At 61.5% G+C, this 22591-nt stretch carries 18 protein-coding genes; 2 read left to right on the plus strand and 16 right to left on the minus strand.

The window, feature by feature from the left end:
- Window positions 1-43: 43 nt before the first annotated feature.
- The 10 genes from uraD to CIC12_RS05760 form a co-directional block, all read right to left on the minus strand.
- Window positions 44-565: a 2-oxo-4-hydroxy-4-carboxy-5-ureidoimidazoline decarboxylase gene (gene uraD / locus CIC12_RS05715; protein WP_168662990.1), complete on the minus strand. Its 522-nt coding sequence runs from the start codon at window positions 563-565 to the stop codon at window positions 44-46.
- Window positions 562-1512, minus strand: a complete 951-nt coding sequence (gene puuE / locus CIC12_RS05720) for an allantoinase PuuE (RefSeq protein ID WP_168662992.1) — start codon at window positions 1510-1512, stop codon at window positions 562-564. Before puuE ends, uraD begins: the two co-directional genes overlap by 4 nt.
- Before the next feature lie 227 nt (window positions 1513-1739).
- A complete protein-coding gene (locus tag CIC12_RS05725) occupies window positions 1740-2570 on the minus strand; it encodes an aspartate/glutamate racemase family protein (RefSeq protein ID WP_168662994.1) in 831 nt (276 codons plus the stop codon).
- Between the two features lie 52 nt (window positions 2571-2622).
- A complete protein-coding gene (locus CIC12_RS05730) occupies window positions 2623-4104 on the minus strand; it encodes an NCS1 family nucleobase:cation symporter-1 (protein WP_168662996.1) in 1482 nt (493 codons plus the stop codon).
- A 378-nt stretch (window positions 4105-4482) separates the two neighbouring features.
- Window positions 4483-5220, minus strand: coding sequence for a GntR family transcriptional regulator (locus tag CIC12_RS05735; protein WP_168662998.1), 738 nt, complete (start codon window positions 5218-5220; stop codon window positions 4483-4485).
- Between the two features lie 325 nt (window positions 5221-5545).
- Window positions 5546-6472, minus strand: coding sequence for a muramoyltetrapeptide carboxypeptidase (gene ldcA, locus CIC12_RS05740; protein WP_168663000.1), 927 nt, complete (start codon window positions 6470-6472; stop codon window positions 5546-5548).
- Between the two features lie 27 nt (window positions 6473-6499).
- Window positions 6500-7051, minus strand: coding sequence for a tRNA adenosine(34) deaminase TadA (gene tadA / locus CIC12_RS05745; RefSeq protein ID WP_168663030.1), 552 nt, complete (start codon window positions 7049-7051; stop codon window positions 6500-6502).
- Between the two features lie 206 nt (window positions 7052-7257).
- On the minus strand, window positions 7258-7659 hold the full coding sequence (locus tag CIC12_RS05750) for a DnaJ family domain-containing protein (protein WP_168663002.1): 402 nt from the start codon (window positions 7657-7659) through the stop codon (window positions 7258-7260).
- Window positions 7660-8023: 364 nt separating this feature from the next.
- Complete coding sequence (locus CIC12_RS05755; RefSeq protein WP_168663004.1) at window positions 8024-8629, minus strand: 2'-5' RNA ligase family protein; 606 nt, start codon at window positions 8627-8629, stop codon at window positions 8024-8026.
- A gap of 548 nt (window positions 8630-9177) precedes the next feature.
- Window positions 9178-11583, minus strand: a complete 2406-nt coding sequence (locus tag CIC12_RS05760) for a glucose/quinate/shikimate family membrane-bound PQQ-dependent dehydrogenase (RefSeq protein WP_168663006.1) — start codon at window positions 11581-11583, stop codon at window positions 9178-9180.
- Window positions 11584-11733: 150 nt separating this feature from the next.
- On the opposite strand from CIC12_RS05760, the gene CIC12_RS05765 reads away from it, so the two are divergent.
- Complete coding sequence (locus tag CIC12_RS05765) at window positions 11734-11889, plus strand: hypothetical protein (protein ID WP_238812391.1); 156 nt, start codon at window positions 11734-11736, stop codon at window positions 11887-11889.
- Window positions 11890-12298: 409 nt separating this feature from the next.
- Here CIC12_RS05765 and CIC12_RS05770 read toward each other — a convergent pair whose 3' ends face one another.
- The 3 genes from CIC12_RS05770 to CIC12_RS05780 all read right to left on the minus strand — a co-directional run bounded on the left by CIC12_RS05770 (window position 12299) and on the right by CIC12_RS05780 (window position 17927).
- Window positions 12299-15076 (minus strand): LuxR C-terminal-related transcriptional regulator, encoded by a 2778-nt coding sequence (locus tag CIC12_RS05770; RefSeq protein ID WP_168663010.1) that lies wholly within the window; start codon window positions 15074-15076, stop codon window positions 12299-12301.
- Between the two features lie 1093 nt (window positions 15077-16169).
- Complete coding sequence (locus CIC12_RS05775; RefSeq protein WP_168663012.1) at window positions 16170-16613, minus strand: response regulator transcription factor; 444 nt, start codon at window positions 16611-16613, stop codon at window positions 16170-16172.
- 855 nt (window positions 16614-17468) lie between these two features.
- Window positions 17469-17927 carry a hypothetical protein gene (locus CIC12_RS05780; protein WP_168663014.1) on the minus strand — a complete coding sequence of 153 codons (459 nt, stop codon included), beginning with the start codon at window positions 17925-17927 and terminating at the stop codon, window positions 17469-17471.
- A 270-nt stretch (window positions 17928-18197) separates the two neighbouring features.
- Here CIC12_RS05780 and CIC12_RS05785 point away from each other — a divergent pair, with 270 nt between their 5' ends.
- Complete coding sequence (locus CIC12_RS05785; RefSeq protein ID WP_168663016.1) at window positions 18198-19001, plus strand: EAL domain-containing protein; 804 nt, start codon at window positions 18198-18200, stop codon at window positions 18999-19001.
- A gap of 462 nt (window positions 19002-19463) precedes the next feature.
- Here the strand turns inward: CIC12_RS05785 and CIC12_RS05790 are convergent, their stop codons facing one another.
- The 3 genes from CIC12_RS05790 to CIC12_RS05800 are packed head-to-tail and all read right to left on the minus strand — an operon-like array spanning window position 19464 to window position 21882.
- Complete coding sequence (locus CIC12_RS05790) at window positions 19464-20024, minus strand: RBBP9/YdeN family alpha/beta hydrolase (protein WP_446727988.1); 561 nt, start codon at window positions 20022-20024, stop codon at window positions 19464-19466.
- A gap of 18 nt (window positions 20025-20042) precedes the next feature.
- On the minus strand, window positions 20043-20891 hold the full coding sequence (locus CIC12_RS05795; RefSeq protein WP_168663018.1) for a TauD/TfdA dioxygenase family protein: 849 nt from the start codon (window positions 20889-20891) through the stop codon (window positions 20043-20045).
- Between the two features lie 10 nt (window positions 20892-20901).
- Window positions 20902-21882, minus strand: a complete 981-nt coding sequence (locus tag CIC12_RS05800; protein WP_168663020.1) for a quinone oxidoreductase family protein — start codon at window positions 21880-21882, stop codon at window positions 20902-20904.
- Between the last annotated feature and the right edge of the window lie 709 nt (window positions 21883-22591).

A 22591-nucleotide genomic window follows, 5' to 3' on the forward strand; every position in this document is an offset into this window, starting at 1 on the left:
GCGGTTCGAGGGCCGCGACGCGTGCCTCCGGCGTACCTGAGGCCTACGCGTCGATCAGGTCGTCGAGCCGGAAACGCGCGATGCGGTAGATCTGATCGAGGCTCGCGCGCAATTCGTCGGCATGGCTGTTGTTCACGCGCGCCTCGAAGTTCGCGATGATGCCGTGACGGTCATAGCCGCGCACCGCGAGAATGAACGGGAAGCCGAACTTCTCGCGATATGCGCTATTGAGCGCGAGCAGTTTGTCGAACTCTTCCTGCGTGCATTGCGCGAGGCCCGCGCCGCTCTGCTCGCGCGTCGATTCGGCGGTCAGCTCGCCGCGCACCGCGGCCTTGCCGGCAAGCTCCGGGTGGGCGTTGATCAGCGCGAGCTGCTTCTCGTCACCGGCCGTTTCGACGATGCCCGACATCTTGCGATGCAGTTCGTCGATGCTCGCGAACGGCCGTTGCCGCGCGGCGATTTCCGCGACCCACGGCGAGTGCTCGAAAATGCCCGACAGCGCTGCGACGAACGCGTCGGCCGAAATGCTGTTGAGTTGGTCCAGAGTGTATTGCATCGCCTTCATGCGGCCGCCCCGCGGTTGTTGTGCTGGTAAGGATGATGTTCGCGCCAGTGCCGCGCGATATCGACACGCCGCGTCACCCACACGCGATCGTGCTGTTCGATATGGTCGAGAAAGCGCTGCAATGCGCGAAAGCGTCCAGGGCGTCCAAGCAGACGGCAGTGCATGCCGATCGACAGCATCTTCGGCGCTTCGTCGCCCTCTTCGTAAAGCACGTCGAAGGCGTCGCGCAGATAGGTGAAGAAGTGGTCCGCGGTGTTGAAACCTTGCGGGCTCGCGAAGCGCATGTCGTTGGTGTCGAGCGTGTACGGCACGATCAGTTGCGGCACCCGCGCGCCGCCCGTCACGGCGACGTCCATCCAGAACGGCAGGTCGTCGCCGTAGTAATCCGAGTCGTACAGGAAGCCGCCGTATTCGGCCACCAGCCGATGCGTGTTCGGGCTGTCGCGCCCGGTGTACCAGCCGAGCGGCCGCTCGCCGGTCACGCGTTCGAGCGCTTGCATGCCGAGGCGCATGTGCTCCGCCTCTTTCTCCGGCGATACATCCTGATAGTGAATCCAGCGATAGCCGTGGCACGCGATCTCATGGCCGAGTTCGACGAACGCGCGCGCCACGTCGGGATGCCGCTCGATCGCCATGCCGACGCCAAACACCGTGAGCGGCAGCTTGCGCTTTTCGAATTCGCGCAGGATGCGCCAGACGCCTGCGCGCGAGCCATATTCGTAGATCGACTCCATGCTCATGTGACGAGCCGGATACGCCGCCGCGCCGACGATCTCGGAGAGAAACTGCTCCGAGCCGGGGTCGCCATGCAGCACGCAGTTTTCACCGCCCTCTTCGTAGTTCAGGACGAATTGCACCGCGACACGCGCTCGCCCCGGCCAGTTGGCCTGCACCGGGTGGCGGCCGTAGCCGATCAGATCGCGTGGGTAGTTCGGGTCGAGTGGCATGGTTTGACGGATGCGTGGTGACGGTACGTAAAATTCGCGCGGGCGCTCACACTGCAGCCACGTGGCGACGCCCGTGCATGAGCTGCGGGCGGTGCATGAGTCGCTCGCCGCCACCGACCCAACCCTCTGAATCAGCGGCGAAAAAGCACTTCAGGCACCCGCGCCGAGTTGAGCCAGTGTAGCGAAAACACCCGGGTGCGCCCATACACCCGGCCAGATAGTGCGTGTCAGACGGAATGTATGTGCTGGCCCGGTGCGCTAACGTTTACCCGCAGCGGATCGGCGGTTTCGGCGCCGTGCAGCCGCTGCGGATCCGGATCAGCCGGCGCAGGGCTGAACGAGGCCAGCGCGCCGTCGTAGCGCTTGGCCAAGGGCCTCGCGTAGTCGCCGCGCTTGGCAGTCGACAGGCGCAGTGCGACCAGCGCCTCCGTCCATTTCACCGCGGCTGTCACGCCTTCGATCACCGGCGCGCCGAGCGCGTCCCCGAGCTCCGCGCATAGCCCGGCCATGCCCGCGCAACCGAGCACGATCGCGTCCGAGCCGTCCTCGTCAAGCGCACGCCGGCATTCGTCGAGAATGATGCGGCGCGCGGCCGGCCCCGGCTTGTCGAGATCGAGCACGGCGACGTCGGTCGCGCGGACGTTGCGGCAAAAGCGCTTCATGCCGTAGCGCTCAGCAAGGTGCCAGGCCATGCCGCAGGTGCGCGCGAGCGTCGTCACCACCGAGAAGCCTGGCGCCAGCACGCTCGCCGCGTGCATCGCCGCCTCCGCGATGCCGATCACCGGGCCGCGCGCCAGTTCACGCGCCGCGTATAAGCCGGGGTCGCCGAAGCAGGCGATCACGTAGCCGTCGCAACCCTCGCGCTCGCCCGCGGCGACTTCGGCCAGCAGGCCTGGCGTGGCGAGCGCCTCGTCGTAATAGCCTTCGATCGACGGCGGCCCCATGCCCGGATTCACCGCGATCACTTCGGTGCCGGGCGCGGCGACTTCACGGGCGCAGCGGCCCATGGCGTCGGTCATGCGCTGCGTCGTATTCGGGTTGATCAGTTTGATGCGCATAGGAACTCCTGTTGACGCGCTGCGAAGGAAGCCCGCCTGGGGACTGCGCGGTTCAGCGTGCGAGTACGCGATAGAACAACGCACCGAGAACCGCGCCGATGAACCACGAGAAATTCGCCATACCGTCGAGCCCCGGCGTCATCACGCAGATTACCGCGATCAGCGCGGCCGGCAGCAACGCGGCCACGGCCCGATAGTTGACGCCGTTGCGATACCAGTAAGAGCCGGTGGGCGCGACCGTGTACAGATCGTCGAGCACGATCTTCTGACGCTTCACGAGATAGTAGTCGACGATCAGGACGCCGTACAAAGGGCCGATGAAGCTGCCGAGCACGTCGAGCGTGTAGTGGATCACCGCCGGGTTGTTGAACAGATTCCACGGCGTGATGAAGATCGATGCCACCGCCGCGAGCATCCCGCCCGCACGCCAGCTGATGAGGCGCGGCGCGACGTTCGAAAAATCGAAGGCGGGCGAGACGAAGTTGGCCACGATGTTGATGCCGATCGTCGCGATCGTGAAGGTCAACGCGCCGAGGATCACCGCAGTCGGATAATCGATATGGCCGACCGTTTCGACCGGGTCCGTGATCAGCTCGCCGAATACCGGCAACGTCGCGGCGGTCGTGATCACCGTCACGAGCGAGAAGGCGAGGAAGTTGACCGGCAAGCCCCAGAAGTTGCCCCGCTTCACGCTGCGAAAACTTTTGCCGTAGCGCGAGAAGTCGCCGAAATTCAGCATCGGTCCGGAGAAGTACGAGACCACCAGCGAAGTCGCGGTGATCATGACCGGCACCACCTGCATCCCGTGATATTTGACGCCGCCCAGGTTGATGCCGATGTTGCGCCATCCCGCGCGATACACCATGTAGCCCGCGAGAATGAACATCACCACGTAGACGGCGGGCCCGGCGAAGTCGATGAATTTCTTGATGGTCTCCATGCCATGCCAGAACACCAGCGCCTGCAAGACCCACAGCAGCATGAAACCGGCCCAGCCGAGCGTCGACAGGCCCATGAAGCCATGATGATGAACGTCGGCATAAGGCAGCAACGACGGCACGAACTTGAGCACGACGATCACCAGCGCGCTCGACGCGAGATAGGTCTGAATGCCGTACCACGCGACTGCGATCAGGCCGCGAATCACTGCGGGAATATTCGCGCCAAGCACGCCGAAGGTGGCGCGGCACGCGACCGGGTAAGGCACGCCGTTCGCCTGGCTCGGTTTCGCGATCAGGTTGCACAGCAGGTTGACGATCGTGATGCCGACCAGCAGCGCGATCAGCACCTGCCAGCTTGTCAGGCCCAGCGCGAACAGACTGCCCGCGAACACGTAGCCGCCGACGCTGTGCACGTCCGACATCCAGAACGCGAAGATGTTGTACGCGCCCCAGGTTTGATTGCGCAGCGGCGCGAGATCTTCGTTGTAGAGCCGCTCGCTGTAGCCGGCCGGCGTCGACGGATCGGCTTGCGCGCCGTCGTCGGTATAAGCGGACATCGAGGGATTGCCGGGCGCTGCATTGAACTGAGCCATGATTCCTCCTTGAGATGGGGACCGTCGATAGCGCATCGAAGGACGTTGCACCGGCCGTCCCGCTCGCGCCCTCCTCGTCCATACGGGTTCGAGAAAGCAGACACCATCCGGGGGGCCGTGCCGCGGGCGTCTCCGTACTGAAGTACTTGTGGTTATCGCATCGCCAGCCGCCGCGAATTCCAGGCGATGCGTCGCTGCTCGAAGTCGGTCGCTCGGCGACGGACGTGCGTGCGCAAGCGGGCAGCGCTCACGCCGAGCCGCCTTGCAACGCCTGATTCGGTTCAGTTCAATTCAGTGCCGCGCGCGCCGCAGATGGACGCGTGCCTGTTCCTGCTGATTCGTGCTCGTGGGTGCTCGTCGATCCTCTTGCTACGTGTCTCAGTCTGGAGTCGATCCGGCTTTGGACGCCTCTTTCGATGCCGAGCCCAGCGCACCGAACACTTCATGCAAATCCGCCGCGCCACGTGCGGGGCGATCCAGCATTTTCAACTCGACGCTTTGCAGATGGCGCGACATCAACGCGGCCGCCTCTTTCGCATCGCCGGCGTCGAGCGCGGCGAGAATGGCTTCATGGTCTTCGAACGAACAAGGGCTGCGCCCAAGCGACTCGTACAGCGCGGAAATCAGCGTCGAGCGCGCGACCAGCCCATTCAGACAATCGCACAGCACGGCGTTGCCGGTGAGCCCCGCCAACTCGGTATGAAACTCGCCCGACAGGCGAATCCATGCGGGAAAATCACGTGTTTCGAACGCTCTGCGCTCACGGCCGATCATGCTGCCGATGCTCTTCAATCGCCGCATGCCGTGACCGCTGCAAATCTTTTCGACCACAGCGAGTTCGATGATGCGCCGCATTTCGAACACCTCGTGCACGTCCTGCAGCGACGGACTGGCGACGAACGCACCGCGATTCGGCTCTAGATCGACGAGGTGGTCGGTCGCCAGTTGCGCGAGCGCCTGGCGGATCGGACCGCGCTTCACACCAAATACTTCGCACAACTGTGCTTCGGTCAGCTTGGCGCCGGGTGCGAGCCGATGTTCGAGGATCGCCGCGCGGATGCGCTCTGCAATCGCTTCGGGCTTCGAACTGTTCGCGGCGGTGTCTGTGTCGGACATGATTTGCGTGTCGGTATGAAGGTGATCATAGGATGACCATAATGATTGTCAACAATTTTTGTCTCGAATTCTGACAATTTTCGGCGCGACGTCGAGCGGGCAGTCACGCCGCACACGGCGTTGTGAGGAGCGGCTTCGAGATGAGTTTAATTAGATGGCGTGACGGCTGTCTGTTGAGTGCGCATTTTGTCAACAAGATGCGGAGCCTCTCTGTGAGACTTACCCGCAAACAGACGCCCTGAATAAATGACGGTTAGTTGCGTTCATAACTCAAAAAGAAAGCGGGCCAGCGCCCGCTTCGCTCCAGTTCCGTCCAACCGTCAGTTCAGCCCAGACACGGATAGCCGGACAGGCTGAGCTCGAACCCACGCGCATCGGCGACGAGATGCGCGTCCGCGCCCACCGGCAACGTCAGCATGTTGCGGACATGCCCGAACCGCAGCCCCGTGACGACCGGAATGCCGATCAACGACCTCACCTGCTCGATCGTCGCGTTCAGGTCATAGCCATTGTCGTAGTCGTACGCTTTGCTGCCTGAGAAGTCGCCGAACACGAGCGCCTGCTGCTGCGCGAGGATGCCGGCCAGATGCAGTTGATAAATCATCCGTTCGACCCGGAACGGCTGCTCGTTGACGTCCTCGATGAACAGGATGCCGCCCTGCACCGGGGGCATATACGGTGTGCCGATCAGTGACGTCAACACCGCCAGATTGCCGCCCCACAGCATGCCTGATACGTCGACCGGCTGCGCCTGCGGCGTGTTGCCCGTCACCGTCATGGTCGGCTGCGACACGGCGGACCAGAAGTGCTGCATCGTGAATTCGCTGAGATCCTCCGCGCCGAAATCGCTCATCAGCATCGGGCCGCCGAACGTTTTCAAGCCGGCGCGCGCTAGCAGCGCGAGCTGGATCGCGGTGAAATCGCTATGCCCGACGAGCGCGACAGGCTGACCGGCGAGGCGCCGTTGCAGCCCTTCGTAGTCGAGCCCGTGCAGGATGCGCACCGCGCCGTAACCGCCGCGCACGGCCAGCACCACGTCGGGCAGCTTGCGCGACGGATCGGCGAGCCGGTTCAGATCGGCCGCGCGCTCGCCATCGGTACCCGCGAAGCGCTGATAGCGGCGCTTCGTCGCCTCTTCACCGTCGACCCGGTGGCCCTGAGCATGCAGACGACGCAACGCGCGATGCAGCACCTCGGGGTCGTGCGGATATCCGGACGGTGCGATCAGTTCGATAGTGCGATGGACGCTCATGAGCAAGACCTGCTGGAGGTGGTTGTTTCAGTGCGGCTCGGTGCGGGCCGGTTCGCCGTCCGCTTCGGGAGCCGCTTCGGCATCTGCTTCGCCGCGTGCCGCCGCGCGCGCTGCGCGGCTCGCGCGGCGCCGCTCGGCGAAGAACGACTTGAGCGCCGCGCCGCATTCGGCTTCGAGCACGCCGCCGCTGACCGTGGTGTGATGATTCAGTTGCGGATTCGCGAACGCATCGACGACGCTGCCGCATGCGCCCGTTTTAGGATCGCGCGCACCGAACACGACGCGGGCGATGCGCGCGTGCATGATCGCGCCGGCGCACATCAGGCACGGCTCGAGCGTGACGTAGAGTTCACAGCCCGGCAGCCGGTAGTTCTCGACAGCTTGCGCGGCGGCACGCAATGCGACCATTTCCGCGTGTGCCGACGGATCGTGCGCGCCGATCGGATGATTGAAACCGCTCGCGATGACTTCGTCGCCGCGCACGAGCACGGCGCCGACCGGCACTTCGCCGGCCGCACGCGCTTCTTCGGCGGCGGCCTGAGCGAGCGCCATGAAGCGGCGATCACGTTCGGAGAAAATGCCTGACGCGGGCGGATCGACGGGTGTGCCAGCGTCGGTCGCTACCGTGCCGCTATCAGCCGCCAACGTTATGGAAATGTCGGCCGCGTCAGGACATACCGATAGGGATGCGTTAGGCGCGACCGGCACGTCCGGCGTTTCATGGGATTCGCCGGATGCCGGCTGTGGCCGTGGCCCTGAGGCGGCGCGGTGGCCGAGCGCGTCGCTCACCGCGAACCCACGTCAGCCGTATTGAGGTTGCCGACGCGCTCCGACAGCCGCTCGGCGATTCGCCGGCAATAGTCGCGTGGCAAAACCAGCGGGCCGCCGCGCAGCGATTCGAGTGCCATGTCGAGCGCCAGCATGCGCGCCTGGAGACAGCAACGGGTAGCCTGGTCGCTCACGGCATTCAGCTCCGTTTGCAGGTCGCACAACGCGCGCAACTGCTCGACAGCGGGCGGCACGAAGCCCGCGTTCTTCAGGATCCGGTTGGCGACGCGCACCGCTTCCGGGACCAACGCATCGTCGTCCTGGGGCAGCGGCGCACCCGCGCCCGGCAAGTCGTCGAATTCGCCACGCGCGGCGGCGGCGGCAATACGCTGTTCGACAAGCGCATCAAGCAATTTCATCTGCAATCCACTACGTTGCGGCCCATGCATTCTATCAGGGAGCGCACGACCGTTCTGCCCGTCTGGCGGACAAAACGCGCCGGCTTTCAGATATTGCGTATTAGGGAGACACATGGAGGTCGGCAACCGTGGAAGATCCGACTGAATACGGCTTGTGCGTGGAGGCGACGGGGCGCCGTATGAGCCGCGTGTACGCACGACGCTGCTTGCGCTGCCTCCCGCCTGCTCCTGCCGTGCCCCGCTCGTTGTTTCAAGGTAACCGAAATCGTGCCATTCGTGGCAATCGAACAGCCTGTTCGCGACTCGCTTGCGGCGTACGCCGCCCGTTTGGGTGGCGCGCGTCCTCACGCCGTGCCGTCGCACATCAAGACTGAGGCGCCATCAGCGGCCAACGCGCCAGCGCAACATGGCGCGTGCGTCCAAGCAGACTGTGTATCAACGCAAACTCGCGCACGTTCCAGCACACGGATGCAACGGGACGCTCCGCCGCCCAAGGCATGCCATACGCCAATGTGACGTGCGGTACATAGGACGTGGCGACCGAACGCGCGCGCTCCCCAGAACCAGCATGCCCCAATGCCTGCCTCAGCGCGCCATGAAGCGCATGAAGACCGGCGACACCCCCGCCACCGGTCAACACAAGAGGACCCGGCCGGGGTTTCGACGCAAAGCTCGCGACCGCGTCAAATTCCACCGTGAATGGCGCCATGCGAATCGACGCGGCGGCCCGCATCGCCGCATCGACCGTATGTGGAGGCAAGCCGCCTGCGAAATTCCCGAGATGCAGCAATGTCACGTGCAGACGGTTAGCCGCAAGCGGCTTGCTGCGTACGCGCGTGCCCGCGCAGAGTTGCTGCGCGAACTTCGAAATAGTGGCCGCGGTATTGGCGTCGGGGAAGACCGCGAAAAACAGACCGTCCGTTGGCGTCGGCGGCGCCTCGAGTCCGGGCAACCATAGTTGTTCAGGCATTTCGTTCGTCACCGGGTAAAGCCGGCATGGAGAAATCTTCCTTCGTGTTGAAGTACGCGCGCGCCCGACCACGACGCATCAGTAACAGCCCAGGTTTCCCGGATGGGACCACATGAACTCACGTTCCGCCCCTTGAATGATACTGTACATTCATACAGTATTGAGGGCAATGTGGAACTTCGCAAAAGCTCGAAGTGTTGAATGGCGCCGCGAATTACGATGCGGCACGCGCAAGCAGTGGAATTCCGAAAACCGGCTCGGCTCGCGTGGCATCGTCGGGTTGAACGTGTGCATCGGGGCGGGCATTGCCCAGTTTTACGCCGCGAGGCCGCATGCTGTCGCGGGGAATACCGCGCGCGAGTGTCTGTCGATACGGTCGAGACAGAGGAATTGCAGAGTCAGTTGGGCAGTGCGGGACGTTCCGGCGTCAAACACGCCCCCTTGCACAATGCCTTTTCGCTACCTTGCGCGCTGCCCCCCCCCCGAATGCTTCACGGCCTCTGCGCCGATCGCCGGCACAGATACCGCAAGCCCCCCGCGCCTCGCAATCAAGGCAGCGCGTAAGCCATCACATAGTCACCCAGCTTCGTGCCAAACGAGCCATGCCCCCCCGCTGCAATCACGACATACTGTTTGCCATTCGCTTCATAGGTCATCGGCGTTGCCTGGCCGCCTGCGGGCAAGCGAGCCTGCCACAACATGTCGCCGGTGTCCGTATCGAATGCGCGGATGTAGTTGTCGGCGGTGGCGCCGATGAAGAACACGTGGCCCGCCGTCGTCATCGGGCCGCCCAGCATCGGCATCCCCATCTTGAACGGCAGCGGCAGCGGCGCACTGTCGCGCACGGTGCCGATACGCCTCTTCCAGACGATCTGGTTCGTCTTCAGATCGATGGCCGACACATAACCCCACGGCGGTTGCTTGCACGGCAAACCGGTCGGCGCGAAGAACGGATTCAACTCGACGCCGAACGGAATGCCGTACTGAGGCTGAATGCCGGTTTCGGTGCCGCTGCCGCCTTTGGCGTTCTTGTCCGGTTCGATCGGGTTGCCCGGGCCGCGCGGAATCAGCTTCGACACGAACGGCAGTGCGATCGGATTCGCAATCGCGATCTGCCGATCCGTATCCACGGCAAGGCCCCCCCACTCAAACATGCCGAGGTTGCCAGGAAACACCAGCGTGCCCCGTTCCGATGGCGGTGTGAACGTGCCGTCATAGTCCAGATGCTGGAACATCACGCGACACACCAGTTGATCGAACATCGTGGCGCCCCACATATCGGCGCCCGTCAATTTCCGGCTCGGCCGGAATGTCAGTTCGGAGAACGGCTGCGTCGGCGAAACATGATCGCCTGCCGCGGCGCCCTGCGGGACAGGCCTTTCCGGCGCCGGTACGACGGGCTTGCCGGTGCGTCGGTCGAGCACGAAGATGTTGCCGGTCTTGGCCGGCGCGTAGACGACCGGCACGACATTGCCCGACTGATCGGTGATGTCGGCGAGCGTCGGCTGGGCCGGCAGGTCCATGTCCCAGAGATCATGATGGACGGTCTGATAGAACCACGCCAGTTTGCCGGTAGTCGCATTGAGCGCGAGCAGACCGCTTGCGAAACGTTCCTGCTCCGGTGTGCGATTGCCGCCCCAGATGTCCGGCGTGGTCACGCCCATCGGCAGGTAGACCAGATCGAGCTTCGCGTCGTAGACGGACGGCGCCCACGAATTCGGTGAATTGATCGAATAACGCTGACCTTCGCCGAGCACCGCGTTCGGCTCTTTCGCGCCCGGATCGAATGCCCACAGCAGCTTGCCCGTGGTCACGTCGAAACCGCGAATCACGCCGGAGGGCTCGCGCGTCGAGTAATTGTCTTCGACAGCGCCTGCGATCACGATCACCTTGTCGGTAATGACCGGTGGCGAGGTCGGCTCGTATTGACCCGCTGTCGTCACCGGCTGGCCGGCTTGCAGATCGAGGTCGCCGTTGGTCGCGAAGTCTTTGCACAACTGGCCGCTCAGCGCATCGAGCGCGTACAGATGACCGTTGTTCACCGGCAGATATATCCGGCGCGCACACATCGCGGGCGCCGCCGACGGGGCAGCCGCCTGGCCGTTATCGCCCGCCCCGGCGGCCGTCAGGTCGTGATACGACACCCCGCGACACGTCACGTGCTGGAAGCTCGGATCGGTCTTCAGCTTCGGATCGAAACGCCACTTTTCCTGCCCGGTCGCGGCGTCCAGCGCGAACAGGATCTGGTGCGGCGAGCATAGATACAGCAGGTTACCTATTTTGATCGGCGTGACTTCATCGGTGATTTCGCCCGGGTCGGTCGAACGCTTCATGTCGCCGGTACGGAAGGTCCACGCCTCCTGCAGATTCTTGACGTTCTCCGCGTTGATCTGCTTGAGCGGCGAGTAGCGCGTGCCGTGCTGCGTGCGACCATATGCGGGCCAGTCGGCGTCCGGGGTGGAGGCGGTTGTGGCCGTGGCCGCCGCGGATGCGGACGCGGACGCGCTGCTCAGCGTGCCGTTGAGCTCCTGCGGATCGTTGAAGACCGCATAAACCAGCACGACGACGCTGACGATCAACGTGGCGCCGAGAGCCATGGCCGGCGTCCTGGCAGGCGCGTCGAAGCGGCGATAGACGAATGGCAACAGCAGCCAGATACCGAAGATGACCAGCACGCCCAGACGCGGCGTCAGCGCCCAGAAGTCGGTGCCGACTTCCCACAGCGACCATCCGATGGTGCCCAACAGCAGCAATGCATAGAGACCCAGCGCAAACGGTTTGCGGCGCTGGACGAGAACGGCCGTGACCAGCATGACGATGCTTGCGACGACGTAGTACGGCGAGCCACCGCTCACCACCAGCCAGACGCCACCGACGAGCAGATACAGCCCGGACAAGGCGGCGAAGACGACAGTCAGCACGCGTGCTATCGAAGAAGATTCGGATCTTTGCATCCTGATTACCTCTGCAGTTGGGAATGCCGCGTCGGTCGGAGACGAAACGCCCGGCGAGCGGGATGGCCTGAACTCTCTGGAGACGGGACTGACATGCACCTGCCGCGTAGCACGATTTGTACCTCGAAGGATCGCAAGCCGGACTGTGCCATGCCGCTCGCATCGCTGATGCGGCATCAGTTTAGCGGCAGCGTGCCCATCGACAGGAGGAACCGCCCTGACGCATTCTCCTTTCATTCCATGTCGCGCACGTTGCTTCTCTTCCTGCTGTGCGCCAGCGCCATGGGTCGTGAACCCGCCCATTGACGATGATAGTCGAGCGATCGCGAGTCATCGAGGAATGGGTGAGCGAAAGCGCGTCCCGATGAAGCGGGCGGCGGCGGTGCGGACATCCTGCCGCTGTCGGCGGCGACCCCGCAGATTCATACGCCACGCGTTTGAGAGAGTTCATCCGACAGCACGGTCTCGCCGCTGATGGCTTCAATGTCCGACACCCGCGGGCGCGCAGCAGTTCGACGGGGCTGGCGCCGCGCTGCTGGATCAGCGCGCTCGCCAGTCTTTCACGCGCGTTTCAATCCGCTATCGATGTACTGATCGAGGTTCCACCGAGGCTCCGCCTCAGCGGGCTCATGCACTTCGGTTCAAGCGGTAAGAGCGGCCTGATGCGGACAAGCATCTGCAGCAGTTTCAGGCCCCGGGCGGCGTGCCCCACTCGCTATACGGCGGTTCTGTCCCTCTCCAACCCGAGCCCTAGAACGCTCTGTACGGCTTCGATTCGGGAATTCACATTGAGCTTTTCGAAAATGTTTTTCAGATGCCACTTGACGGTCTCGGGCGCCAGTTGCAACGATCGTCCGATTTCCTTATTCGACAGGCCACGTGCAACGAAGTTGAGTACTTCGAGTTCTCTCGCACTCAGCGTATGCGGCGCAGCGGTCACGGCGTTGACGGGCATAGGCGAAGCAATTCGATTATGGACATCGTCGAAAGCTCCCAGCAATCTGTCGGCATAAAGCGCTTCCTCCGGGGAGACGTCTCCCGAGAGCTGGCGAAACCGCCGCAGCAACGCATGCATGGGTTGCCCTTCATCAACGAAGCTATTGATCATGCCGTTGGTCATTCCGACGCGTAGCGCACGGCGGAATGTAGTCAGCGCCTTGTCGAAGGCTCGGCAATTTTCGAGTGCAATGGAAAGCAGCACGGAAATGAGCACCTCGTGATAACGCAAGCCCATCGCGGCCACGGTATCAAGTGAACGCTCGAGAAAAACGACCGCCTTATCCGCGGCGTTCTCAGCCATCAAAACCCGCGCCTGCAGAATGCAGTAGCTTGTCCAGGCCTCGATCGCGGAACCCTGCCGCCCTTCGTACATCGGCGGCACGCTCGCGCTCAGTTCATCGGCGATCTGTCTTGCCCGCATCACATTGCCGTCGGCAAGGAACAATCTTACTGTCTCGGCATCGCACGCCAGCTTCAGACGTTGCCATCGCCGGGTCAGCGCGACCTGTCGACCGTCTTCGAGAATGGCCAGCGCCGAACCCGTTTCGCCGTCACGCCACAACAGGCGCGACGCAGAAAACGTGTGGCGCACCAGCGCACCCAGTGGCGACGCATCCAATGCAATCGTCGTGCGGCCGGCGAGTATCTTCCGGGCGCGAGACAGCTCGTTGCATTCGTAGTAGATCGAAGCAAGGCAACCGGCCACGCCAGTCGCAATCGCTGACGAGTAGCCCACTGTGCTTTCGGCGCGCTCGAGTGTCGCCTCGAAAATTCGCCGTGCTTCGACAAGTTCGCCATGGACAAATGCCGCATGGCCGTACATCGCGTCCCGAAGCATATCCGAGTAGTTCGGCTTCTGCCCTGGCTCCATCCGGTCCTTGGCGAAGGACCATATGCGACGTATCTGGTCAAACTGTCCCCTATACGTCAAGCCAAAAAATTGCGCGGTCTGCGCGTAACGCTTTACCCATGGCGCCGCGGACGCCACGGAAGTCTGCGCGACGCTGCCAAATTCGAGCGCACGTTCGCTGTCGTCGTTAACACTGGCGATCAACGCGATGAGTGCGTTGATCTCGGCTAATGCCGCTTCTTCAATAGCGCTGCTGCCATCGCGATGCACACGATTGAATTCGTCGACAACAGCGCGGACTTCCCCTGACGCGGGCGCCGTTTGAAATGAGAACGCGAGCGCCCACGCTTTCGCGAGGCGCAAACGCAGACGCCCCTTGACGATATCCGCCGGAAGTTTGGCGATCCAGCCGAGCGGCGTGTAGGGATCACCGCGTTCGAGCATCTCCATTGCACAATTCTCGGTCCACTGTGCGGCCTGCTCGAGTTCGCCCGCGGCCAACGCATGTCTGACTGCTTCGGGCCAGAGGCGCGCACCTGCAAACCATTGACACGCCCGACGATGCAGGGCAGGCACTTCGTGCGGCGTCTGACGGACGAGACGCCGTCGCAACGCATCGGACAACAGTGCGTGATAGCGATACCAGTCTTGCGTCACATCCAGCGGCCGGATGAATACATTGTGGCGTTCGAGCCAATCAAGCTTGCACCCGCTTCCACTTCCTCCGCCCATGACGGCATCGCATACCGCTGGGGTCAGCCGCTCAAGGATCGAGGTGCACAGCAAAAACTTCAGGATAGGCGGCGGTAAATGCGCAAGCACCGTGTCGTTGAGGTAGCGATCGATTCCGGACCTCGCCCCGGCAAGATTATCGGCGAGCCTCGCCGCATCGCCCACCTGACTTAGCGCGAGAGAAGCCAACTGCAAACCCGCCACCCACCCCTCCGTCGCGTCGTTCAAGAGCTCGACGCTGGCCCGGTCGAGCGGCACGGCACTTGTCCGGTTGAAAAAAGCTTGCGCATCGTCGATCGAGAAGCGCAGATCGTCCACGTGAATACGCATCAGTTTTTCCGGCGCCTTGAGCTGGCCGAGGGTCAGCGCAGGTTCACCGCGCGCCCCGAGCAGAATATGCATATTCTCGGGTGCATAGCGCAGCAGACGGGACACGATCGCCAGAACGGGCTTCGCAGTCAGACGGTCGACGTCGTCCAGCACGAGGAACACGCTGCGGCCACAAGTTGCGATCCCGTTCAGAAGTACCGATATGACCGTTTTGATCGGGGTCATCGCATCGTGATTCAAAAGTTGTTGCGCTTGCCACGCGATGTCCTCCCCTACGCGCGCAAGCGCCGCCACCAGATAGGCACCGATCTGCTGCGGATCATCGTCTTCCCCGTCGAGACTGAGCCATGCAACGGAATGCTTCTGCTTCGAGAGCGCTTCACTCCATCCGGCAAGCAACGTCGTCTTGCCGAAACCCGCGGGTGCGGTCACAACGGTCACGCTGTGCGTGCATCGCTCATTGAGCCGATCGAGCAACGCAAGCCGATGTACGCAACCCGGGGGAAGACGCGGCGGAATCATTTTGGTCTGGATCAGCGACACGCTCCATTGACTGCCGGTACTAACTGAAGATGCTTGCATGAGTATTCTCTCAACCCCCAACGACCGCCCGTAAAGACCCTATAGCCTACGGGCGCATTTTTTGCCTACATTAAACATTTGCTGAACAGTGACCGTACTCACCTGGAGAAAGCCGTAATGGACAGAACGATTTTCACCGCGCCGGATGCCTTCACTGTGGCAGCCTCGGCGAAAATCGCATTTGATCGCTCACCATCTTAATCTCCTGGGATTGCCGTGAGTGCCGGTCGTTCATCGAACCTGCAAAGAATCGTTCGTGACACGGCCTCGCACTGAGTGAGCGCGAATAGATGGAGTGGTCGAATGCGGCGGTGAGGCAAGCTTCGTCCCGGTAACTTTCTACATGTTTGCATGCGCGTCTCGTTCGTGAACCTGCTCAGGTGTGCTGGGCAGGCTTTTTGGCTCCCGAAAGCTATTCGGATCGAGCATCACCGGCAGAAGAAGTCCGTTTCAAAGGGGCTTCAATGCGGCATCTGGCCTGCGTCGGCCCGAGTGCCCGCGGCATCGAGCGGAACGCCTCGCGAATCCGGTTACGGTCTGCCTTTTGAATTTTTTCGCCACAAGGATCTGCTACACCTCCACTGGACTTCCTAAGGACGCTTCCTGCAAATCAGCGTTTTCAATCTGATATTTCCCGGTGACCTTCCATAGGTTGTTCCGTCGAAAGCTCACAGTGCACATGACTCCGACTGCCGAGATCCGATCGGTTTATTCATCAAGCGAAATCGCATTATTTCATCCAGACACCCACTTCGTCAGTTCAGCTGAATTTATTGACCCATCAATGGCCGCACGCTCTCCAGCGCGACAGGCCACACCTACGCCAATTAGGAATCCAGATCAGGATACGCGGCCAGCGCCCACGATATCGACTGCCCACGTGTTTCAGGGAGAAGGCGCGGGTGTTGCCACCGATGCCCTGTAACCTTGCCCTCGTGTGTCAGACGGAACTTCATCCGGAACGACTCCACGTCGCCGGCGTTAGTTGGGGCTCTGCAGAACGCGATCTTCCTGCGCAAGATGGACTAACGTTTCATGTTCGAGTTCGCAACCGTCGGCTCGTCCAGCCTGTATCCGTGGGTACGGATGCTACTCAGGCGCCCGCCGTTCTCCGCACACAGGGATAGCTTTCGCCGAAGGCGATAGATAGGGGTATCAAGCGCACGGAAGGTGCCGTCACGTTCGCGACGCGAGGCAAGTTTCCCAGAAGGTCACGGTAGATCACACGCCTGACATTTGCAAAGATGTTCGCTGCGACGTCAGACTCTCGCGTCGCCAACTCTATCGTTTTGCTGTGAAGTGAGACGCTGGGCCGTGCCGTGTCAACAACGTAAGGCCCAATAGCAGTGAGATTTTCGATCTTCTGATTGCGACTCGTGCGACGCAATAATGCGCGAACGCTAGCGCGCAGCGCGAGATAACGTACTGCACTATCTCCGCGGTCGATCTTGCTGATTAGTTTTCGCCGGGATTTCTGCATGGCGCTTTCGACAGCAACAGCTTGTGCTGGATTATCTTCCACCAGCATACTATTCATATATCTCACCTCTTCTTTCGAACCACCAGATCGGCGAATCCAGCCCCCGACAGCTGCACCCACCCGCAGGGATGCGATATTGGCGCGGACTACGACGATAAATAGCTAAATCACACAGACGCGAAAAAGAAACTTGGAGAATTCTTATCCTCAAAGGATCGGGTTCCCCCCCGCCACTCTCGTCCGCATCTTTTTTAAGATAATTGTTGTCGTACAGGAAGATAACCCCCTTGATGGGTGGAGACCGATTGTTCAAGGGTGGCTCAATCGCTATGAAAGTCCTCGACGCCTGGTACGTCGCATTTGAAGGGCAGGAGCGGACCGCCCCACAGTTCGACGGATCGCATCGACATGTCAGTGATTGACGTCCGATGTGCGCACTTGGATTCGGGGGGTACGGGGGGGGGGGGTGATGTCGCACGCCGCCACAGACGGTAGCGAACAGATGCGAAAAAATGCACGCCGGCACGCTTCGTCAGCGAATGGGCAGTGCCACCAGTTCATCGAGTAGCGCGGCGTACGCGGCGACCAGTTGCCGCCGAATATCGATCGATCAGCGCATGCTGTCGCCGCCGATACCACGATGCCTGCGCATCGTGTGTTTCGATTATCCCGTTGACACGTCGCGCGCCTTCTATATAAATTCAAAATCCAGACTGACGTGGCCATTCGATTCGCCGTCGAACCTTACCGGCCGATCCTATTTTCCAGCAATTCAAATATGGACCAGGGATAATGGCCTCATAGAACCCACACTACCAAGCTAGTCCCGACGCGCCAAAAAACGGTCGCGCAACGACGATCCCCATTGACATTGCAAATGGTCCGCCAATCTATCTCCTTCATCAACTAACTTTAGCCACTAAAAAGCAAGCCGTTAATGGTTGCACCAACCCAGACGCCGCTCAGGATGCCGACGACGCGCCCCCGCAGCATTGCTCGCACATCTTCATCCTGGATAAACACGCTGCGCCGCGACCGCAAGACTGTTTTCAGCAACAACGGGCGAGGCAGCACCAAACAGGCCGATACGACAGCTTCTATCACCAGTCGTAAGCCGCGCCCCTGCCCGACGGGAGAAGACAATACCCAATGATCCATCGCGACGGAAGCGAACCACGCGATAAATGCACCGAATAGAAGTCCCGCAACAAATCTGTCGACCGAATACCTTGAACCCATGATCGTTTCGACCTTCGGCGACTCGTTCGCGAGTTCGCTGCTCCTGGCATATGCCTCATCGAGTTGATGATAAAGGGCACGGCAAAAGCAAGGCGTCACAAAAAGTGAATTGAACGGCTTCGGTAAGCTCACCCGACATCGAGAGGTGCCACGTTTCAATCATTCACAAATCACCTCGCCATGTCCTATACGATTCACATATCGAACTCTCACATGGAGAGCGGCGCAAGTAGCCGATCAAACGTCTGCATTACTGACCCTGACGGAATATTTCTCGATTCCAACGAAACTGGCGTCATGAAGAGCACCTCTTCCGAAGTCGACGCCTGCCCATCACTGACCTGCAACGCGTAGGTCGGCCTGATCGATGAGACGCACCCCACACGCGCATGAGAGATCTTCATGGAACACATTGCTGCGGATGTTCGTCAGCCCTGCACAATCGACGAAGCGGAACTCGGGCTGGCCAGACGAGAGTTCTTCTTCGTCTATCAGCCCAAGCTACGGATGCAGGAAAACCGCTTGTCCGGTTTCGAATCGCTGCTGCGATGGCGGCATCCGTCACGCGGTGTTCTTATGCCGGAATCGTTTATCGGCCTCGTGGAGAATTCCCCTCTAACTGGGAGCTTCACGGACTTCGTCGTCGAGGAAGCGGCACAGACGCTGGCTGACTGGACGGTTCGCGGATACGACACGCTGTCGTTGGCCGTCAATCTTCCCGCGAGAGAAATTGGCCGGCCCGGACTGGCGAACAAAGTCTCTGCCCTGCTCGGAGCGCGTTCGGTTGCGGCCTCACGACTGCAAATCGAGCTGACCGAAACCACCGATCCGGGCTCAATTGACACACTCGTCTCAGCCGTGGAATCCATCAGGAAATCCGGGGTCAGCGTTGCAATCGACGATTTCGGTGCAGGGTGCTGGTCGCTTACGATACTGTCGCGCCTTGGGGTGGACACGCTGAAGTTAGACCGCAAGTTCATGTCCGGCATTCTGGAGAATGCCATGTCAAAGGTCGTCGTCGAGGCGATCGTTCAGCTCGGACAAAGACTTGGAAAGCAAGTCGTCATCGAAGGCATCGAAACCGAAGCACAGTTCGCTTGGGTCAGCACAATTGAGCATATAGATTGTCAGGGCTATTACATCTCTGCGCCGATCAAGGCCGAACAGATAGACGGGCTCATCGCGAGACATGGTCTTCTTCATTAGCAGCGCCACGCGAAGATACGCGCGACAGGATTGTTCCAAAGAGAATGCGGGCCTAAAGACCCAGGATAGGGCTACCTCGAATTTCGTTGGACATGCGACGACACAGTCACTATTCGCCACGAGAAAACGCAAAGCTCCGGCTGTCGAGGTCAAGGAACTATCGGTCGCCAGTTTCGCCATAGTCGAGCAGGACGGGCACTCACAAAATAGCCCCGCCTCGACTAGCGCACCAATCCGACGGTAAGGAAGTTCCACTTTAAAAACTATCGAGCAATGAATTCGAATTCCGTCACAAGGGTGCCCCCTCGCTGCGGGTCAGCTTTGCGCTGGACTGCTGCGAACGGACCGCATCGAAATTGCACCAGCCATTCAGACACGCTGGGCAGAGAAGATCAGAGCGGACACCGGCCGGACCAACGTCTCGACATCATGTGGCTCGCCCTGCTCCGCGTCCCGTCGAGATCAGAAAAACTCGCGGATGAGGCTATCCGCCTGCGGCCACTCGCCATAACCGGCCGCGGGGTTCAGATGCCCCACTTTGCCAAGGTCGACGAAGCGGCTATCCCAATCCACGGCCATCGTGGCAACGCGATCGAACGGCGCAAGCGGATCGTCGCGGCTGGCTCCAACAATGCTCGGGAACGGCAGCGGTTTGCGCGGGATCGGCAACCACCCGTGATCTTCGAGCACGTCCAGCGTCGGATAGCCAGCGGGCATCGGCGTTTCCAGGTCCGCGGGTGTAGCCAGCAGCGCGCCCTGGATTGGGCGGCTGTGGATCTGCGCCCAGTGCACCGCAATCATTACGCCGGCGCTGTGAGCGACCAGTATGATCGGACCATCGATCTTCGCGATGGCCTCGTCCAGTGCCGCGACGCGCGCCGCGCAACTGAGCTTGTCGTATTCGAGCGGCGGCACTGAAGCCGCTTTGGGAAGGCGCGTCTGCAACAGTGTTTGCCAGTGTTCGGCCACATGATCACGCAGGCCGGGCACAGTCAGTATCGTTGGTGCCGTATCAGGAGTCACGACGTCGATTCCGTAAGGTTAATACGGCCGGTCGCCAACAATCCCGGCTCGCTCCATCTTGCGATGGCACGGCGCGTAGTCCATCACCGCATAGTGCTGCGTACTGCGGTTGTCCCAGATCGCGATGCTGTTCGGCTTCCAGCGCCAGCGCACCTGATACTCGGGGATGTAGGCCTGGCTGATGAGATAGCGCAGCAGATCGCCCGCCCCCGGATTGGCGTCTTGCCCGAAGCGCACGCGTGCCGGCGTATGGTAGTTCGTGATGTGCGTTGTGAACGCATTGACGAACAGCACTTTTTCACGCGTCTCAGGGTGCGTGCGTACAACCGGATGTTCCGCATCGGGGAATTGTGCTTTCAAGGCGTGCCGCTTCTCGATCGGCATCACAGCACCAAAGCTCGCCTCGATGCTGTGGCGTGCGCGCAGATCGGCGATCTGTTCCTTGACGTGCGCGGGGAGGTGCTCATATGCGAGCACCATGTTCGCCCACATCGTATCGCCGCCAACGGGCGGACATTCCACGCATCGCAGCACGGCGCCGAACTGAGGGGCCTCGCGCCAGGTGGCGTCGGAATGCCAGGCGTTTTCGTAGCGATCGTTAGGCTGGTCCGGCGACTTGTAAATTCGCACGAGGCCCGGATGCTCGGGATCACTGCCCGCCACCGGGTGATCTTCCAGTTCGCCGAAGCGGCGCGCGAACGCGACATGCTGAGCGCCGCTGATATCCTGATCGCGGAGGAACAGGACGCGATGCTTGAGCAGGTTCGCGCGAATCTCGGCGAACAGGCCATCGTCGTGGATCGCGTCGGCAAGCCTAACGCCCACCAGTTCGGCGCCGATGGCGTTGTTGAGTTGTTCGACGATCATGTCGCTCTCCTTAAATGACGAACACGGATGAGCCCGTTGTCTTGCGCGATTCGACATCGCGGTGCGCCTGCGCAGCATCCTCGAGTGCATAGCGCTGATTGATCTCGATGCTGATGCGCCCGGCCGCGACGTGGCCGAACATTTCCGCGGCCAGATCCGCTTTTTCAGCCGGGTCGGCGATATAGTCCGCAAGCGCGGGACGGGTCAGATACGGCGATCCTTTCATAGCCAGGATCTGCGGATTGAATGCCGGAATCGGTCCCGATGCCGTGCCGACGCAAACGATCAGGCCGCGGCGTTTGACCGAATTCAGCGTGGCGTCGAATGTATCCTTGCCGACGCTGTCAAAAACCACATTGACGCCGACGCCGTCAGTCAACTCGCGCACGCGCGCGGCGACGTCTTCGTGGCTGTAGTTGATGGTGTGCGCGCAGCCGTGCGCGCGGGCGACCTCCGCCTTCGCTTCGCTCGACACAGTGCCGATCACCGTGAGCCCCAACAGCTTCGCCCATTGCGAGACGATCAGCCCGACGCCGCCCGCGGCGGCGTGCAGCAGAATGGTGTCGCCCCGTTGGAAGTCATAGATGCGCCGCATCAGATACGCCGAGGTCAAGCCGCGCATGGTCATGGCTGCCGCGGTCGCGCAGCTGATGCCTTCGGGGAGCTTGATCAGCGGCGCGGCCGGACAAAGGCGCTCCGTGCTGTAAGCGCCCAGCGTGTTGATAAAACCCGTGTAGGTGACACGATCACCTACCGCGACGTTCGTCACGCCCTTGCCCACCGCTTCGACTACGCCTGCTGCTTCCACGCCCATGCCGGCCGGCAACGGAACCGGATAGAGTCCGGAGCGGAAATAGGTGTCCGCGAAATTCAGGCCGACCGCCTCATGGCGCAGGCGAACCTCACCGGGGCCCGGCTCACCGACTTCAACGTCTTCGTAACGCAAGACTTCAGGGCCACCGGTCTCATGAAAGCGGACTGCTTTCGCCATGATTCGTTCTCCAGTTTGTTTCTCGATTGACTTAAGGGAAATGCGGCGGCTGAAAGACCGCGGCGCCCACGGCGCAGAGGTCGATTACCGCACGGTCTCCAGGGGTTGCTTTGACTACGCTACGCCGCGCCGCTCGTAAGACGGTTGGCTAGTCTCCATCTTCAACCACCGTCGGCAGGAAATCTCCATTTGTCACGCTGGTCGAGTTTCGCCAGCGCATCGGGCACATGTCGACGCAACGGAAGAGGGATCAGTCGAACGAAGATACGGCAATCCGGGGTGACGGATTTCGCTTTTGATGACATCCTTTTGTGATTTGACGACACTGCTCGTTAACACTAATCCACGCCAATGGCTGAGGATCGTCGCCGTGACATGCCACATGATGCAGGTTCAGCGGACAGACGCTGGCTAAACGCCGCGCGCCCATGTCCGCAACGCTAAGCAAGGTCAGTGACGAGGTGATGCGAATCCATCCAGTCGTAGCTCGAACTGCCGCTTGCCCACGCCCAGTTGGTTCGAGCATCGTTTGCCCTGCTTGCCGGACGATCGACTGTCGCCAGGTTCGCTTCCGTCCTGCGGTCCTCTGCCGGAGGTGCGAGGTATTGCGTCTGCGTTCGGTTTTTTCCGTCGTTAGTCATGGCTGAATTTCCCCTTGAAAGAACTGGCTGCAGCACTGCGCTGACAACCCGGCCAGCTACCTTGCAAG

Source organism: Paraburkholderia sp. SG-MS1, from assembly GCF_012275575.1.
GTDB lineage: Bacteria > Pseudomonadota > Gammaproteobacteria > Burkholderiales > Burkholderiaceae > Paraburkholderia.

Bases quoted from the DNA above. Each gene is read 5' to 3' on its own strand.
- CIC12_RS05755 (WP_168663004.1), bottom strand. From the start codon at position 8,629: ATGCCTGAACAACTATGGTTGCCCGGACTCGAGGCGCCGCCGACGCCA.
- ldcA (WP_168663000.1), bottom strand. From the start codon at position 6,472: ATGAGCGTCCATCGCACTATCGAACTGATCGCACCGTCCGGATATCCG.
- CIC12_RS05775 (WP_168663012.1), bottom strand. From the start codon at position 16,613: ATGAATAGTATGCTGGTGGAAGATAATCCAGCACAAGCTGTTGCTGTC.
- uraD (WP_168662990.1), bottom strand. From the start codon at position 565: ATGAAGGCGATGCAATACACTCTGGACCAACTCAACAGCATTTCGGCC.
- CIC12_RS05765 (WP_238812391.1), top strand. From the start codon at position 11,734: ATGCCGCTCGCATCGCTGATGCGGCATCAGTTTAGCGGCAGCGTGCCC.
- CIC12_RS05735 (WP_168662998.1), bottom strand. From the start codon at position 5,220: ATGTCCGACACAGACACCGCCGCGAACAGTTCGAAGCCCGAAGCGATT.
- CIC12_RS05800 (WP_168663020.1), bottom strand. From the start codon at position 21,882: ATGGCGAAAGCAGTCCGCTTTCATGAGACCGGTGGCCCTGAAGTCTTG.
- CIC12_RS05770 (WP_168663010.1), bottom strand. From the start codon at position 15,076: ATGCAAGCATCTTCAGTTAGTACCGGCAGTCAATGGAGCGTGTCGCTG.
- CIC12_RS05785 (WP_168663016.1), top strand. From the start codon at position 18,198: ATGGAACACATTGCTGCGGATGTTCGTCAGCCCTGCACAATCGACGAA.
- CIC12_RS05725 (WP_168662994.1), bottom strand. From the start codon at position 2,570: ATGCGCATCAAACTGATCAACCCGAATACGACGCAGCGCATGACCGAC.
- CIC12_RS05795 (WP_168663018.1), bottom strand. From the start codon at position 20,891: ATGATCGTCGAACAACTCAACAACGCCATCGGCGCCGAACTGGTGGGC.
- CIC12_RS05730 (WP_168662996.1), bottom strand. From the start codon at position 4,104: ATGGCTCAGTTCAATGCAGCGCCCGGCAATCCCTCGATGTCCGCTTAT.
- puuE (WP_168662992.1), bottom strand. From the start codon at position 1,512: ATGCCACTCGACCCGAACTACCCACGCGATCTGATCGGCTACGGCCGC.
- CIC12_RS05750 (WP_168663002.1), bottom strand. From the start codon at position 7,659: ATGAAATTGCTTGATGCGCTTGTCGAACAGCGTATTGCCGCCGCCGCC.
- CIC12_RS05760 (WP_168663006.1), bottom strand. From the start codon at position 11,583: ATGCAAAGATCCGAATCTTCTTCGATAGCACGCGTGCTGACTGTCGTC.